This window comes from Aphanizomenon sp. UHCC 0183 (assembly GCF_009712065.1).
Taxonomy (GTDB): Bacteria; Cyanobacteriota; Cyanobacteriia; order Cyanobacteriales; family Nostocaceae; genus Dolichospermum; species Dolichospermum heterosporum.
Genome location: NZ_VILC01000007.1, coordinates 48,710 through 64,847, shown reverse-complemented (window position 1 = coordinate 64,847; position 16,138 = coordinate 48,710). Strand labels below are relative to the sequence as shown.

Below are 16,138 nucleotides of genomic sequence, written 5' to 3'. Positions count from 1 at the left end.
TTTTGAAATGCGGGAGGTGATTGTATGAGTAATTTGTCCCTTGAGGTGGTCTTACAAACAGAAATGCAAGGAGCATCTCCTATCATTGTGACTTCTGAGGGAAACAAGGCTGGACAAGAAGTTGAAGAACGTAGCCAGAGGATTATTCAAGGTCTACAGCGTCTTCCTGAATGCAATTTTTCCACGGCTGAGGTTAGCGATCGCTATCTTGATAACATTCTCCAACAAATTCATGAACAGTCCTATCTTGACTTTTTAGCTCATTGGAATGGAACATTGCTAGGAGAAGACTTACTGTTTGATTATCCGTTTGTTGACCAGGGAATTGCCGCAGATACTCCTCTATTTGCGGGAGTCTACGACTTGTCTCGTGAAGGGGCTAGAACTGCGATCGCCGCCGCACAGAAAATTGTCAATGGTGCTTCTTTGTCCTATGCTTTGTGTAGACCTCCCGGACACCATGCTGGGCCTGGTTGGTTAGGAGGATATTGCTTTTTAAATAATGCAGTTGCGGCTGTAGTTACACTTCTGGAATCGGGAATAGGTCCAGTAGGATTGATTGATATTGACTTTCATTTTGGCAATGGTTCTGCTGCTTTATTAGCATCACGACCAGATGTTTGGTTCGGTTCTATTCACAGTTCTACAATCCTTAGTTATCCTTACAAAGAAGTTCAACCAGCTAATGATAGTCAAACTTTCATTCCTTTTTCCCATTCACCTAGTTCAGAGGAATTTTTAGCTGAAGTTAAGCAGCTAGTTAAAAAGTCCAAAATTGAATTTGGTTGTGCAGCTATGGTTGTTTCTGTTGGCTATGACATTATTATCAATGATCCTCATGGCGGTTGGCATCTACCACCTGCTATTTTCGAGGAAATTGGTCAGATTCTCACCCAAGCATCTATACCACTTTGTTTAGTCCAAGAGGGCGGCTATCTGTTAAATGCCTTAGACGAATGTGCCTATAAATTTGGATTAGGATTATTGGGCAGGTAATAAACAAGTGCGATTTGTATTCCCCTCAATAATTGGGGGGACTATGAAGAGCAGATTGTTCAAGAATAATAGTTGCTATATGCGCCCGTTTTCAACATCTTCCCCTACTCCCAACTTTTCCACCATTATTTGTTCACGAGTTTCTCCAAAAGCTAAAGTCAACAGGGGATTTGCTTCTAAAGCCGGGAGAGTAGCACTAATATTATCAAGATCATTTCTAAATGTACTGGGCAACTTTACCATAAACATCATCGTTCTTATTGCATAGAACAAAGATAGACTCAACCACAAGATATGGTTACTGGAAAACTTAACGGCAGCAAAATTCACAGGTGCAAATCCGATAAAAAGAGCGACTAAGCTAACATTACGGAGGGTATGTCCTTGTGCTAAACCTAAGAAGTATCCTTCCAGTGTAAAATCTATAGAACTAAGTACCAAGGCCAGTACCAACCAGGGAACAAAAGTATCTATCTTAGAGATGATTTCGGTGTGGTTAGTGAATAATCTAAAAACACTATCGGGAAATAATATACATATTCCACCGAAAAATATTCCTACAGTCAGAGCAGTTAAGACAGAAAAACTAACTAGAGGTGCTAACTGGTGTGAATCTCCTTTTCCTTTAAAGTTTCCGACCAAACTTTCTGTACCGAATCCGATTCCTTCAATAAAATATGTATTAAAGCTGATTATCTGCCACAACAAAGAATTCTGTGCGTAAACTAGCATTCCCATCTGTACTCCTTGATAACTAAATGTTAAGGAGATAAACAGAAGAACTAAATTGCTAATAAAGATGTTGCCATTGAGAGTTAAGTTAGATTTTATAGCTGAGATGTCCCATATTTTAAACGCTACAGATATCACTTCCAACCACTGGAATTCTCTACAAAAAAATATCAATCCTACCAACAACAATATATATTGGCTGGCAGCAGAAGAAACTCCTGCTCCCATACTTTCCCACCCTAAGTTGATAATAAACAGATAGTCAAGTCCAATTTTCACACCATTACCAACTACTGATAACAGCACAACTAAGCCATTTTTTTCTCGCCCTAGAAACCAACCTATCAGAACAAAATTGAGCAAAACCGCAGGCGCTCCCCAAATTTGGGTGTTGAAATAGGCAAGACCTGAAGATTTGATTTCTAGGGGGACATTGAGGATGGTAAACCCAAGCTCTCCCAAAGGGTATTGTAAAAGTATGAGGGCAATACCCAGCACCAAAGCTATTAAACCATTACGCAATCCTATCAATAACATTTCTTCCCTGTCATCTCGTCCAACCGCTTGCGCTGTGACTCCAGTAGTCCCCATTCGTAAAAAGAGTAAAACGAAGTAGAGAAAGTTGAGCAAGTTGCCAGCAAGGATGACTCCGGCGAAGTTGTTGATTTCTTCAAGATGACCCAAAAATATGACACTGACTAAATTAGCTACCGGGATCATAATATTCGATAGGACGTTGGCTAGAGCTAATTGGAAATAGCGAGGTATGAAATCATACTTTTTTTTGAGTGTCGGGTTCATTTTTTAAGTAAGTAGTAGTCTGTCAAAGATATTTTAACGGGTAATGGTTCTATTCCTCCTCTGCTCCCTCTACTTGTCTTCATCCTCTATACTCAAAACGGCTGGAAGCTGGACTTTTTTATCATACAAAGAACAAGTTCAAAGCCTCTCCAGTATTAAATATTGTTCCTTTTCCCTCTCCTCTTAGGAGAGGGTTAGGGAGAGGTGCGGGGAGGGGTTTCATATTTGGTTAAACTATGAACCGTTTTCAGTATATCTCCCCTTAGAGGATGTTTGAAAAGTTATGGTCAATGTATCAAATATTTTTTACCCCACCCTAACCCTCCCCTTGTAAAGGGGAGGGAACTGGATTTTTATTGTTTCCCCTTTTACAAGGGGAAAGGGGGGTAGCAATGTGATGAAAATTACGGAATACCACTTTTCAAACATCCTCTAAGAGGGTGTTTAAAAAGTCTTAATCCATACTAAGTAAGTTGGTGTTGAAAATTGTCGTTATGGCAAGGCAAAAGGCAATAGGCAATAGGCAAGAGTGAAGAGGGTTTGGGCGATTTTACGTTTCTTTAGAGGTTGTTTGAAAACTTTTTCGTGTGGGATCTGACACCCGCAGATCCCCCTAAATCCCCCTTAAAAAGGGGGACTTTGAGGAATTTAGCCCCCCCTTTGTAAGGGGGGTTGGGGGGATCTCGATTAATTCTGATACTTTTCAAACATCCTCTTACACAGTTTGGTTTTATTGTGTTCACCTACTTACTTTAAAAAATTAGATAAATGGTGATACTCTGGAATAGAATCCTACATATACATTTTTAAGAGTTATGAATTATAAATTATCACGAATGGCAGCGATTCAATCGCCCATTATTCCGGTGGTGGGAGAATTAATAAAAAACTCTCCTGGGACAATTTCTTTAGGACAAGGTGTGGTTCACTATCAACCACCAGATACCGCAATGGAATTATTACCAAAGTTCCTGGCTGAACCTAAAAATCATCTTTATCAACCCGTTATCGGGATTCCTGAATTATTAACAGTATTAGTAGCAAAGTTATCAATATTTAATGGTCTTGATATCAATGAAGAAAATGCTATTGTGGTGACAGCAGGTAGTAATATGGGGTTTGTAAATGCTATTTTAGCAATTACTTCTCCTGGTGATGAGATTATTTTGAATACTCCTTACTATTTTAATCATGAAATGGCGATTAAAATGGCAGGTTGTCATCCGGTATTAGTTGCCACAGATACAAATTATCAATTAATTCCTGAAGCCATAGCCGCCGCAATTACAGATAAAACCCGTGCGGTAGTGACGATTTCTCCGAATAATCCTACAGGTGTTGTTTATTCAGAAACAGCATTAAAACAAGTTAATGAAATTTGTCGAGAAAGGGGAATTTATCATATTAGTGATGAGGCTTATGAATATTTTACTTATGACGGTGTAAAACATATTTCTCCGGGGGCATTTGCGGGCAGTCATCAATATACAATTTCTCTGTTTAGTTTGTCGAAAGCTTATGGTTTTGCTAGTTGGCGAATTGGTTATATGGTAATTCCTCAACATCTATTAATTGCTGTGAAAAAAGTCCAGGATACCATTTTAATTTGTCCACCTGTGGTTTCTCAATATGCAGCTTTGGGGGCTTTACAAGTAAAAGATGATTATTTAAAAGATAATATTGGGACTATTGCTAAAGTTCGAGAAATAGTAATTAATTCATTGCGATCGCTTCAGGATTTATGTACAATTACACCAGCTAATGGTGCATTTTACTTTTTCTTGAAAGTGCAGACAAAAATGAATGATTTGGAATTAGTGAAAAAACTGATTCAAGAACACAAAATAGCAGTGATTCCGGGAACAACCTTTGGGATGGAAGATGGTTGTTATTTGCGGGTTGCTTATGGTGCGTTACCAGCAGATACAGCTAAAGCAGGTATAGAAAGATTAGTCAAAGGTTTGCAAAGTATCGTATTATAGCCACATAACAAAAATTAATATTCGGATTTTCCCATGAGTCAAATAGTTTGGATAGCAAGACACGCTAACCGCCTTGATTTCGTATATCCCGATTGGTTTCTAACCGCCGAAAGACGGTATGATCCACCTTTATCAGATGATGGTATGATTCAGGCGCAGCAGTTAGCAAAGCGACTTAAAGGGGAAAAAATCGCCCATATTTTTGCTTCTCCATTTTTGCGAACTATCCAAACGGCAAATGCGATCGCTGAAGTTTTGGATTTATCTATTAAACTGGAAGTAGGTTTGAGTGAATGGCTTAATCCCGAATGGATGACTGAAGAACCGGAAAAACTCCCAACTTCAACTTTAGTCAAATTATTTCCCAGAATTGATACCAGTTACACATCACGCATAGCCGCAAAATACCCGGAAACTCATCAACAGGTGCGGGAACGTTCGGCGCAAACTGCCAGGTGTTTATCTACTGAATTTTCCCCCCATGATATCCTATTGGTGGCACATGGCGCGTCTGTCTTGGGTGCAGCAATGGGATTTGTAGGGGACATAGCCAAAAATGAAGTCAAAGCTTCTCTATGTTCTTTAGTAAAAGTTGTCCGCCAAGATTCAGAATGGTTGTTAGCACTAAAGGGTGATACGTCCCATTTGACGAAAGTTGAAGAATTGGTGAGATTTGTGTAAATATTTAATGAGGATTTTCTCTAAATCACAACTAACGCTGACTCAGCAAAAGTAACTTACTAACTGATAAATTTTATGACATTGCTACTGGCCGGAGACATAGGCGGAACAAAAACTATTTTGCGTTTAGTGGAATTTTCAGAAACACTGGGATTAAAAACTCTGCACGAAGAGAGTTTTCGCAGTGGGGATTTTCCTGATTTAGTCCCCATCGTCCAAAGGTTTTTGACTACAGCTAACTCTAGCACACCAGAAAAGGCTTGTTTTGCGATCGCAGGACCAGTAGTGGAAAACACCGCCAAGTTGACCAATTTAGCCTGGTTTCTCGATACAAATCGTTTAACTCAAGAATTGGGTATTCTATCAATTTCCCTGATTAATGACTTTGCGGCTGTTGGTTACGGCATTTTTGGATTAACAAAACAGGATTTACTAACTTTACAAGTTGGTAAATACCAACCAGCAGCACCAATGGCTGTAATCGGTGCAGGAACTGGGTTAGGACAAGGATTTTTGATTAAACAAGACCATCAATATCAAGTCTTTCCTTCCGAGGGTGGACACGCAGATTTTGCACCACGCAATGAATTAGAATTTCAACTGTTGAAATATCTAGTAGATAAACATGATATTCCACGAGTCTCCGTAGAAAGAGTAGTTTCCGGGTTAGGAATTACCTCCATTTACCAATTTTTACGAGATAGAAAAATAGCCACCGAATCACCAGAAATTGCCCAAGCAGTCAGAACATGGGAACAAGAAGCACAGACAACCGAAAAAACCGTTGATCCAGGGGCCCTTATTGGCGCTGCTGCACTGCAAAAAAGCGATCGCCTTTCCGAACAAACCATGCAATTATTTATAAAAGCCTACGGTGCAGAAGCCGGCAATCTAGCCTTAAAACTCCTCCCCTATGGCGGACTATACATTGCCGGTGGTATCGCCCCCAAAATCCTCCCCTTAATGGAAAATGGTAGTTTCCTCTTGAATTTTATCCAAAAAGGCAGAATGCGTTCTCTTCTCGAAGAAATCCCCGTGCATATAATTCTTAATCAACAAGTGGGATTAATTGGTGCAGCTTTGTCTGCCTCTAGGTTATAACTAGTAGTCTGTCAACCCGAAAATGACGGGTGAAGGCAAGCAGGGGGAGAAGAGAGGCACCAGGGGTAGGGGAGAGAAGAACAGAAGTTTTTTCCGATTATTACCCGTCAAAATAAATTTGACGAACTACTAGCAACGTCAGGAGTCAGAAAGTTTGATAAATCGGTAAATTATTAATTAAATAGTAATTGCTGAACAGTGATGGCTGAATGCTTATTTCGGCGTTGCTGAATTGAGGTATGAAATTCCCAAATTGAACCTTTAAAACTCAAACCTCAGTGCGTCTACTCTTCGAGATCACGAAGCGTGATTGCGCCTTTGCGTGAGACTAAAATTCATACCCTTAATCAGCAACGCCCTTATTTCTTAATAACAGTGAAATCTGCATCTACAAATTTTATAAATTATGAATAGCAAAATTTTACTATCTTTGATTGCTGCCACCTTTTTATCTAGCAATTACGCCGTCGCCGAAGTCCATTTATCCAAACCCAAAGTTGCCGAAAAAAAACCTATTGTTCCCGCAGTAATACAGCCCAAATGGCGAACATTTACATCCCCTGATGGATATTTCACCGTATTAATGCCAGGAATGCCCAAGCGAAAAACCCAAATCCAAAAAACCTACATGGGAAAAATAAAATTAGAAATATTTTTAATCCAACCACCGCAACAAGAAGCTGCATATATAGTCACATACAATGAATTTCCTGATAGCTATGTCCAGATGACTAACCCCCAAACAATCATGGATCAAGCCCAATATGTAGAACTAACAACCACCAAAAGTAGATTACTAAATCAGCGCAATATTCGCAGTTCTAACTTTCATCCCGGCAAAGAAATTGAATATGTTAATGCTATCGGTAAAATTACTAAAACCAGAATGTTTGTTGCTCATGGTAGATTATATAAAGTTATGGCTATCGTCTCCAAAAAACAGCATGAAACTTTAAATAAAACTATTACAGGCTATTTAAATTCCTTCAGCTTAGTTGTTAAACCTTAATTGAGAATGAGTAATATCGGTGAAATATTCAGGAGTCCGAAAAAATGATCATCACTGAAATGCCAACGCAATTACTAACTAACACTTGGATAACAGCAACTTGGGATGAATATATTCAGGTTATTGAAAATTATCCTGATCAAAAAGCCAAAGGCTATTATCACAATGGAAAAATGAGGATAGAAATGCCACCAATCGGAAATGATCATGCCAGTGACCATAGTATTATTATTTTTGCTGTTAACCTATTTGCGACTATTAAAGGAATTAAATTTAATAGCAAAGATAATTGTACATACAGAAAAATAGGATTTCAAGAAGTCCAACCCGATGTTTCTTATTACATTGCTGAAAAAGCAAATGCTATTCCCTATGGAACTTCCATTGTTAATTTAGATATTTATCCCATACCAGATTTAGTAATTGAAGTTGCGAGTAGTTCCCTAGCTGATGATAAAGGGGAAAAACGCCTGATGTATGAAGATTTAGGTGTAGCCGAATACTGGGTACTTGATGTGCAGAATGTCCAAGTTATCCCTTTTATGATTGAAAATGGTGGCAGTAAAAGAATTAGTGAATCTCAAGTCTTACCAGGGTTACAAATTTCTCTACTAAATGAAGCATTAAGAAAAACTCGACAAATGGATCATAGTCAAGTTTGTGCTTGGTTGTTAAGCCAATTTCACCAATAATTTTGGTAAGTAAGTTAACACAATAAAACCAAACTGTGTAAAGAAACGTAAAATCGCCCAAACCCTCTTCACTCTTGCCTCTTGCCTTGCCATAACGACAATTTTCAACGCCAACCCACTTAATTGGACAAAAATATTTACAGTCATTGCGAGCGAAGGGAAGCAATCACAACCCTGGCGATTGCTTCATTTCACTTCGTTCCATATGGCTAACGCCACCTGAGATATAAGCGACACGAGCAGTTCGACAAGCTCACTGACCACGGTTTTAACCGCAGTGGTATTTTATGCTAAAATGAGATTGTGAGTAAGAAAACCAGATTGCTATACTAAACACGGGTGAGATTTAAACTTTTGCCAAGTGACAAAGAACCCAGATGTGTAGGGGTAAAGCAAAAGCTTAATGGTGTCAACTTAACGCAAAATCTTCATCCCGCAAGGAACTCAAGTTCCTTGCTAATAGCGAAAGTCATCTAAAAGATGACTAAATACTAGGAAAATTCATTAGTCCGTTTTAACGGACTTGAGCTATGAGACAGGGAATTTATTCCCTGGCGGGTGTGGAAGCCAAACAAATAAGCCATCTGTAACCTAAGTTGACACCAATGAGCTTTTGCTTTACCCCTACGTTTAGAATCAAACAATCAAGCCGTTTTGAGTATATATAATATTTATAGTCAGTAGGACGGACAGAAATAACAATGTCAGAAAAAACTTTCGATATTGCTTACTTATCAGATAATTTACTTGATTTATTATCAGATATCCAAAATCATGTGGAAATTACGCTAACTCGTCAGGGAGTTCCCTGGGCAAAAGTTTTGCCTCTGTCTCAAGCAGAACCTACAATTGAAAAAGCGGGTTTAAATCATAGTTCGATAGTGATGAGTAATGAAGGTACTTTAGAACCAAGGGTTGCAGGTTTTTGGCAAGGACAGGTTAAGATTTCTGATAATTTTGATGACACTTCAGAAGAAGTGATTGCTGCTTTTTATGGAGAAGAACAATGAGTTTTCTGCTAGATACTCATATTCTGTTATGGTTTTTAGAAAATGATTCTAAGTTGTCAAATCAGGTACGAGAAGTAATTATTAATCGTGAGAATTTAATTGTTGTTAGTGCTATTAGTGCTTGGGAAATTTCTATTAAACAGTCTTTAGGAAAGTTAATAGCTCAGGCTTTGGTAGAAGGGCTAACCATAATTACGGTAGATCAAAAGTTTAAATTTTATGATGTCCCGTTGTTAATAACTGAATCATAAATTAGTTGTGCAAAATAGATTATCTATATTCAACCTCTCCCATAATTGTTTCTGTGGTGTGATAAGCAGGTTTGCTTTTTATGTATTTTTGTTGTTAATCGGCTGGATTATTATATATACTCAAAACGGGTAGAAGCTGGGCTTTTTTATCATACAAAGAACAAGGTTCAAAGCCTCTCCAATTATAAAAGCTGCTCCTTTTCCCTCCCTTGTAGGGGAGGGTCAGGGAGGGGTGCGGGGAGAGGTTTACCAGAGGGGTTTCCTATTTGTGAGCAGAGTATTAATAATTTTGGTGATTATGGCAGGACATAGTAAATGGGCAAATATTAAACGTCAAAAAGCCGTAGTAGATGCAAAAAGGGGAAGTATATTTACCCAACTATCACGGGCAATAATTGTGGCTGCGAGAAACGGTGTACCAGATCCAGCAGGTAATTTTCAACTACGGACAGCCATTGATAAAGCCAAAGCAGCGGGGATTCCCAATGATAATATTGATAGAGCCGTTGCTAAAGGTGCAGGTACTTTCAGTGATCACAGCATCCTTGAAGAAATTCGCTACGAAGGTTACGGTCCCGGTGGTGTCGCTATTTTAATTGAAGCCCTCACAGATAACCGGAATCGAACTGCGGCAGATTTGCGCGTCTCTTTTAGCAAAAATGGCGGAAACTTGGGAGAAACAGGTTGTGTAAGTTGGATGTTTTCCCAAAAAGGAGTTTGTGTCGTCGAAGGTGTAATTGATGAAGACAAGCTTTTAGAAGCTTCCTTAGAAGGAAATGCCGAATCTTATGAAATCATGGCAGAGGAAACAGTTGAGGTATTTACAGAAATAGCAAATTTGGAGAAACTCAGCCAAACCTTAAAAGCAAAAGGTTTTAAAGTCACAGATATAGAATTGCGTTGGCTTCCTGGTAATCAAGTAGAAGTTACAGATGCAGATCAAGCTAAATCTCTCCTCAAATTAATTGATACTCTAGAAGGGTTAGATGATGTCCAAAGTGTGACAGCTAATTTTGAAATGGCAGATGGTTTAATGGAACTTAGTATAATCTAGCACTAAATCAATAAAAAGGCTTGGTAAATCGCCAAGCCCATATATACCAAGTGTTTACTATAGTCGCTTAATGTACCTGAATTAATGCTGAAATTCATCTATCTATGGTAGTGTATCAATAACCCCCTGTGGTTGCCCTAAATACCGGGGTAGGCACAGGGCCTACCCCTACATTAAATCTAAACTCAAGTTGACACTCTCAGCGGCTTTAGCCACTGAGCTTTACCCTTACCGGATATTCCTGTAAAATACATTTGTGACTATATCTGAGCAAATCTTACCACTGTATAAAAACCCAGAACGGTTAGAAAATCGGCTGGGAGAAATTCCCCCAGAACCGGGGGTTTATTTGTTGCGGGATGGCAGCGATCGCCTAATATATATAGGTAAATCTCGTAAATTGCGTTCTCGTGTCCGTTCTTATTTCCGGGACTCCACTAACAAGACGGAACGGATTAACACAATGGTTAAATTAGTGACAGAAATTGAATTCATTGTCACTGATACCGAAGCCGAAGCATTAGCCCTAGAAGCCAATTTAATTAAACAGCATCAGCCATATTTTAACGTCTTACTCAAAGACGATAAAAAATATCCCTATCTGTGCATTACTTGGTCAGATGAATATCCGCGCATTTTCATTACCCGCAAACGTCAATTAGGAAAAGCAAAAGATAAATATTACGGTCCCTATACAGATTCCGGCTTATTACGAGAAATTGTCCATTTGTGTAAAAAGATTTTCCCTTTACGACAAAGACCACAACCTTTATTTAAAGATCGTCCCTGTTTGAATTATGATATTGGTCGTTGTCCTGGTGTTTGTCAAAAATTAGTTTCCCCGGTTGAATATGCAAAAATTGTCCAAAAAGTAGCGATGGTTTTTCAAGGCAGAACTCAGGAACTAATTGATATTTTAACAGCACAAATGGAAACAGCAGCAGCAGAATTGAATTTTGAAACTGCGGCAAAAATTCGTGATCAAATTGGAGCATTAAAATCCCTCCATGCTGCTCAAAAAGTATCCTTACCTGATGATACAGTATCACGAGATGCGATCGCTTTAGCCGCCGATGATCAACACGCCTACATTCAATTATTCCAAATTCGCGCCGGTCAATTAGTGGGACGCTTGGCTTTTGTTGCTGACTCCCACCCTGAACCGGGAGCAATTTTACAACGAGTTTTAGAGGAACATTATCAAACAGCAGAAAGTGTAGAAATTCCCAGCGAAGTCTTAGTACAGCATGATTTACCAGATAGTGAAATTTTGTCCGCTATTCTAACAGAACGCAAAGGTAGAAAAGTGACAATTTTCAATCCTTTGCGACAAAGTAAGGCAGAATTAATAGAAATGGTCGAAAAAAATGCCCAATATGAATTACAAAGAATGCAAAAATTGGGTGATAGTAATTTGCAAGCAACCCAAGATTTAGCCGCTATTCTCGACTTACCAGATTTACCCAAACGCATTGAAGGATATGATATTTCTCATATTCAAGGAACTAATGCAGTAGGTTCTCAAGTCGTATTTATTGATGGTTTACCAGCCAAACAATATTACCGACATTATAAAATTAAAAATCCTGATATCACAATTGGTCATTCCGATGATTTTGCCAGTTTAGCAGAAGTTATTAAGAGAAGATTTCGTAAATATATTGAAGATCCGAAATTAGCAAGATTAGGTAATACTGACTGGCCTGATTTAATTATGATTGATGGTGGTAAAGGTCAACTATCTGCCGTTGTGGGGATTTTAACGGAAATGAATCTATTCGCAGATTTGCGGGTTCTCAGTTTAGCCAAAAAACGAGAAGAAATCTTTTTACCCCACTCATCAAAACCTTTAGAAACAGACTCAGAACAACCAGGAGTCCAGTTATTACGAAGATTGCGAGATGAAGCTCATAGATTTGCTGTCAGTTTTCATCGTCAACAAAGAAGTGATAAACTAAAGCGATCGCATTTAGATGAAATTCCCGGTTTAGGACAAAATCGGCAAAAGTTGTTATTAGCGCATTTTCGCTCTCTTGATTATATTCGTCAAGCTACAACTACACAATTAACTGAAGTTCCCGGAATTGGTTCACGGTTAGCGCAAGATATTTATGATTATTTCCATCCTGTTTAAATATATTTTTTCAGAGATACGAACCACAGAGGACACAGAGGACACAGAGGTAAAACAATTTCTTAATCAATACCTTCTCCATTTTTTGTAGGTCGGGTTAAGCGACAGCGCAACCCGACGCATTTGTTGGGTTATGGCTATGGCTTCTACGTCGCCACGCAAGCTATCGCCACACTTCGTGAACGTACCTCAACCTAGAGGTATTGTTAATTGAATTGTATTGGTTCTTGACTTCTGCTGTATTATTAACCATAGTTGTAAATACCATAGTGTTACCAGATGAAAGTTAGTCTGTGCATGATTGTAAAAAATGAAGAAACTAGCTTACCAAAATGTCTAGGAAGTGTTAATAATTTCGTTGATGAAATTGTAGTTCTTGATACGGGTTCAACTGACAAAACCCCACAAATCGCCCAACAATTTGGGGCTAAAGTGTATTATTTCCCCTGGAATAATAACTTTAGTTCGGCTCGAAATGAAGCTTTAAAATATGTGACAGGTGATTGGATTTTAGTTTTAGATGCTGATGAAACTTTGACAGATGAAATTATCCCCTTACTTAAAACAGTTATTAGCAAAGAAGAATATTTGGTAATTAATTTAGTACGTCAAGAAGTCGGTTCAACACAATCACCTTATTCTCTGGTTTCTCGACTATTTCGTTATCATCCTAATATATCTTTTGATCGCCCTTATCATGCTTTAATTGATGATAGTGTCACCGCAATTCTCACTCAAGAACCACATTGGCAAATTGGTTATTTACCAGGAGTAGCAATTCTCCATACAGGTTATCAAAAAGCTGTAATTAATGAACAGAATAAATATGCTAAAGCCGCAGCCGCAATGGAAGAGTTTTTTGCCAGTCACCCCAATGATGCTTATGTATGCAGTAAATTAGGAGCTTTGTATATGCAAATGGGGAAAATTGATGCGGGTATGGAGTTATTAAATCGAGGATTAAATCAATTAATTGGTAATCAGGTTAATGAAGAAAAAAAAACGTTAAGTAAATTTAAACATTCGCAGTCACAGAAATTTGCAGTTGATTTTGATGAAGATATAAATTACGATATTTTATATGAATTACATTACCATTTAGGAATTGCCTACACGAATTTACAAAATTTATCCCCAGCTATTTCTCATTATCAAGCTGCGGTGAAATTGCCTATCTATCCCCTTTTGAAATTAGGAGGATATAATAATTTAGGAAATTTACTCAAAAATGTAGGAGATTTACCAGGAGCAAAAATTGCTTATGAAACAGCCATAAAAATTGATCCTAATTTTGTAACGGGTTATTATAATTTAGGCATGGTATGCAAAGCAATGGGGTTATTTCGTGAAGCTATTGATGCCTATAATAACGCCATTAATTTGAATCCTGATTATGCAGAAGCTTATCAAAATTTAGGGGTTGTACTCTTGAAAATTGGCGATGTTCAAGGTAGTTTAGAAGCTTTTGAATATGCCATTTCTCTCCATGAATTAAACAACCCTGAAGAAGCACAAAGACTTTATCAGGGTTTAAAGGAAATGGGTTTGTTGTAATTTCTAAATTCGAGAACGGACAAATTTCTCTAATCTATCCATTCCCTTTTCAATTGTCGCCATATCCGTAGCATAGGAAAGACGAACATTTTTATCAGCGCCGAAAGCAACACCGGGAATAAGTGCAACTTGATGAGATTCCAGGATAGCGTTGCAAAATTCCAGAGATTTCAAACCAGTTTTACTGATATCCGGGAAGAGGTAAAAAGCACCGTCTGGTTTAGCTGTACTCAAACCCGGAATAGCGTTGAGTCTTTCAAACATCACCTGACGACGTTTAGCAAAAGCTTGACGCATTTCCTCTACACAGTCTTGGGAATTTTCCAAAGCAGCGATCGCTCCATATTGAGCAAAAGTACACACATTTGATGTACTATGTCCTTGGATATTGCTGGCGGCTTTGATAATTTCCACAGGTCCAGCTAAATAACCCAAACGCCAACCGGTCATGGAGTAACCTTTAGCAAAACCGTTACTAATTAAGGTGCGAGAAAAGATTTCCTCACCTAAAGAACCTATGCTGATATGTTCTACACCATCATAGAGAATCTTTTCATAAATCTCGTCAGACACAACATAGATATCTGCATCAACTATTACCTGCGCCAAGGCTTTGATTTCCCCCGGCGTGTAGACCATTCCCGTAGGGTTAGAAGGGGAGTTAAGGACAAACAACTTTGTTTTTGGGGTAATAGCTTTTTTTAGCTGTTCTGGGGTGATTTTGTAGCCAGTGGAAGCATCTGTTTCCACAATCACCGACTTACCACCAACTAATGTCACCATTTCGGGATAACTTAACCAGTAGGGTGAAGGAATAATCACCTCATCACCTGGGTCAATCAGTGCCACAATCAAATTATACAGAGAATGCTTACCGCCATTGGTGACAAGGACATTCTCTGACTTATAATTAAGACCATTATCATTTTTCAGCTTGTGTGCGATCGCTTCCCGTAATTTTGGTTCACCAGCGGCTGGACCATACTTGGTTTTACCTTCATCCAAAGCCTTTGCGGCTGCGGCTTTGATATGCGCCGGGGTGTCAAAATCCGGTTCACCAGCGCTAAAACTACAAACATCTATCCCCTCGGCCTTCATAGCCTTAGCTTTAGCTGCGATGGCTAAAGTGATGGAGGGTGTTACCTGACTTACTCTTGCTGCCAGCTTCATTCTACTTTAATTTCGCCAATATCCTTTCTATCTAAGGATATCCCAGAATCATATCCGAGATTTGCCCTTTCTAAATTCTTTTCTCTCCCAGATGGGGACAATTTAATTTACTTCAAGACTTGACAAGACGAAAATTTTGGTTTACACTTATGTTATTAGTAGAAATCTGTCCGCGCATATATATACTAAACACGGGTGAGATTTAAACTTTTGCCAAATGACAAAGAACCCAGATGTGTAGTAGGGGTAAAGCAAAAGCTGATATGTGTCAACTTAAGCTCAAATCCCTACCACATCTCGTTCCTAGTCTCTGACTAGGAATGCAGTTGATGAGGCTCTGCCTCTAATATCATTGAAGGCAGAGCCTTCTAGAATTCATTCCCAGTCAGAGACTGGGAATGAGACGACTTGAGGTTTTTCGTAATTTTGTAAAAGTCCATGTCTGAACCGTGTTTAGCTTAAACAGTAGAAGCCTCTCACCTACCCGATAGGGAAGTGATGAGATGAATACAATACGCGCGAGTCAGGAATTGCCCAACAACACTGATTAAGCTGCGCTTAATCAGTGTTGTTGGGCGATGTTAGCGAAGCGGCACGAAGTGCGGAATGAACACTTTCTTGATTTTTTTTCAAATATTTGATATAATTTCCAACACTAGGTGTAACTCAATTAAATGCACCAAAAGCAGCCTATCAAAATAAAAGCTAATTGTTTGGCTTAACCAAAGAACCGTGGGACACACGGTCTTAAAGCTCAGTTAATGTCTTCATAGAAGAGTCGCGCTCGTTGCCCACACTCACCTGAAAGGAAGTGTGTTGAGTATGTCACTATAGTAAATTTTTGGATTGTCAGAATCAGGATATCTGGTTATATACTGAGCGAAGTAGAAGTACAGGATTAAAGGATATACAAGATTATGATATTATCATTACCTGAATATCCTGGAAATCCTGATTCAGACAAATAAAAA

The 16,138-nt window shown here is 38.7% G+C and carries 13 protein-coding genes; 11 read left to right on the top strand and 2 right to left on the bottom strand.

Translation table 11 applies throughout. From position 1 onward, the window contains the following. Positions 1–24 precede the first annotated feature (24 nt). Positions 25–996: a hypothetical protein gene (locus tag FJR37_RS03580; protein ID WP_168465316.1), complete on the top strand. Its 972-nt coding sequence runs from the start codon at positions 25–27 to the stop codon at positions 994–996. A gap of 75 nt (positions 997–1,071) precedes the next feature. Here the strand turns inward: FJR37_RS03580 and gntT are convergent, their stop codons facing one another. Further along, positions 1,072–2,529 carry a guanitoxin biosynthesis MATE family efflux transporter GntT gene (gntT, locus tag FJR37_RS03575; protein WP_217355177.1) on the bottom strand — a complete coding sequence of 486 codons (1,458 nt, stop codon included), beginning with the start codon at positions 2,527–2,529 and terminating at the stop codon, positions 1,072–1,074. An 815-nt stretch (positions 2,530–3,344) separates the two neighbouring features. Between gntT and FJR37_RS03570 the strand changes: the two genes are divergently transcribed. The 10 genes from FJR37_RS03570 to FJR37_RS03525 all read left to right on the top strand — a co-directional run bounded on the left by FJR37_RS03570 (position 3,345) and on the right by FJR37_RS03525 (position 13,997). Further along, entirely contained in the window at positions 3,345–4,511 is a 1,167-nt protein-coding gene (locus FJR37_RS03570; RefSeq protein ID WP_168465315.1) for a pyridoxal phosphate-dependent aminotransferase, read from the top strand. A 33-nt stretch (positions 4,512–4,544) separates the two neighbouring features. Further along, positions 4,545–5,192, top strand: coding sequence for a histidine phosphatase family protein (locus FJR37_RS03565; protein WP_168465314.1), 648 nt, complete (start codon positions 4,545–4,547; stop codon positions 5,190–5,192). Positions 5,193–5,267: 75 nt separating this feature from the next. Further along, on the top strand, positions 5,268–6,293 hold the full coding sequence (locus tag FJR37_RS03560) for a glucokinase (RefSeq protein ID WP_039203311.1): 1,026 nt from the start codon (positions 5,268–5,270) through the stop codon (positions 6,291–6,293). 406 nt (positions 6,294–6,699) lie between these two features. Beyond that, on the top strand, positions 6,700–7,302 hold the full coding sequence (locus FJR37_RS03555) for a hypothetical protein (protein ID WP_027401100.1): 603 nt from the start codon (positions 6,700–6,702) through the stop codon (positions 7,300–7,302). Positions 7,303–7,346: 44 nt separating this feature from the next. After that, positions 7,347–7,994 (top strand): Uma2 family endonuclease, encoded by a 648-nt coding sequence (locus tag FJR37_RS03550; protein ID WP_039203310.1) that lies wholly within the window; start codon positions 7,347–7,349, stop codon positions 7,992–7,994. 701 nt (positions 7,995–8,695) lie between these two features. Beyond that, positions 8,696–9,004, top strand: coding sequence for a hypothetical protein (locus FJR37_RS03545; RefSeq protein WP_039200745.1), 309 nt, complete (start codon positions 8,696–8,698; stop codon positions 9,002–9,004). Beyond that, entirely contained in the window at positions 9,001–9,255 is a 255-nt protein-coding gene (locus FJR37_RS03540; protein WP_039200744.1) for a type II toxin-antitoxin system VapC family toxin, read from the top strand. The genes FJR37_RS03545 and FJR37_RS03540 overlap by 4 nt, the downstream gene beginning before the upstream one ends. Positions 9,256–9,553: 298 nt before the next feature. After that, complete coding sequence (locus FJR37_RS03535; RefSeq protein ID WP_039200743.1) at positions 9,554–10,309, top strand: YebC/PmpR family DNA-binding transcriptional regulator; 756 nt, start codon at positions 9,554–9,556, stop codon at positions 10,307–10,309. 256 nt (positions 10,310–10,565) lie between these two features. Beyond that, positions 10,566–12,443 (top strand): excinuclease ABC subunit UvrC, encoded by a 1,878-nt coding sequence (uvrC, locus tag FJR37_RS03530; RefSeq protein WP_053539485.1) that lies wholly within the window; start codon positions 10,566–10,568, stop codon positions 12,441–12,443. A gap of 279 nt (positions 12,444–12,722) precedes the next feature. After that, positions 12,723–13,997 (top strand): glycosyltransferase, encoded by a 1,275-nt coding sequence (locus FJR37_RS03525; RefSeq protein ID WP_168465313.1) that lies wholly within the window; start codon positions 12,723–12,725, stop codon positions 13,995–13,997. A 3-nt stretch (positions 13,998–14,000) separates the two neighbouring features. Here the strand turns inward: FJR37_RS03525 and FJR37_RS03520 are convergent, their stop codons facing one another. Next, complete coding sequence (locus tag FJR37_RS03520) at positions 14,001–15,167, bottom strand: pyridoxal phosphate-dependent aminotransferase (RefSeq protein ID WP_168465312.1); 1,167 nt, start codon at positions 15,165–15,167, stop codon at positions 14,001–14,003. Between the last annotated feature and the right edge of the window lie 971 nt (positions 15,168–16,138).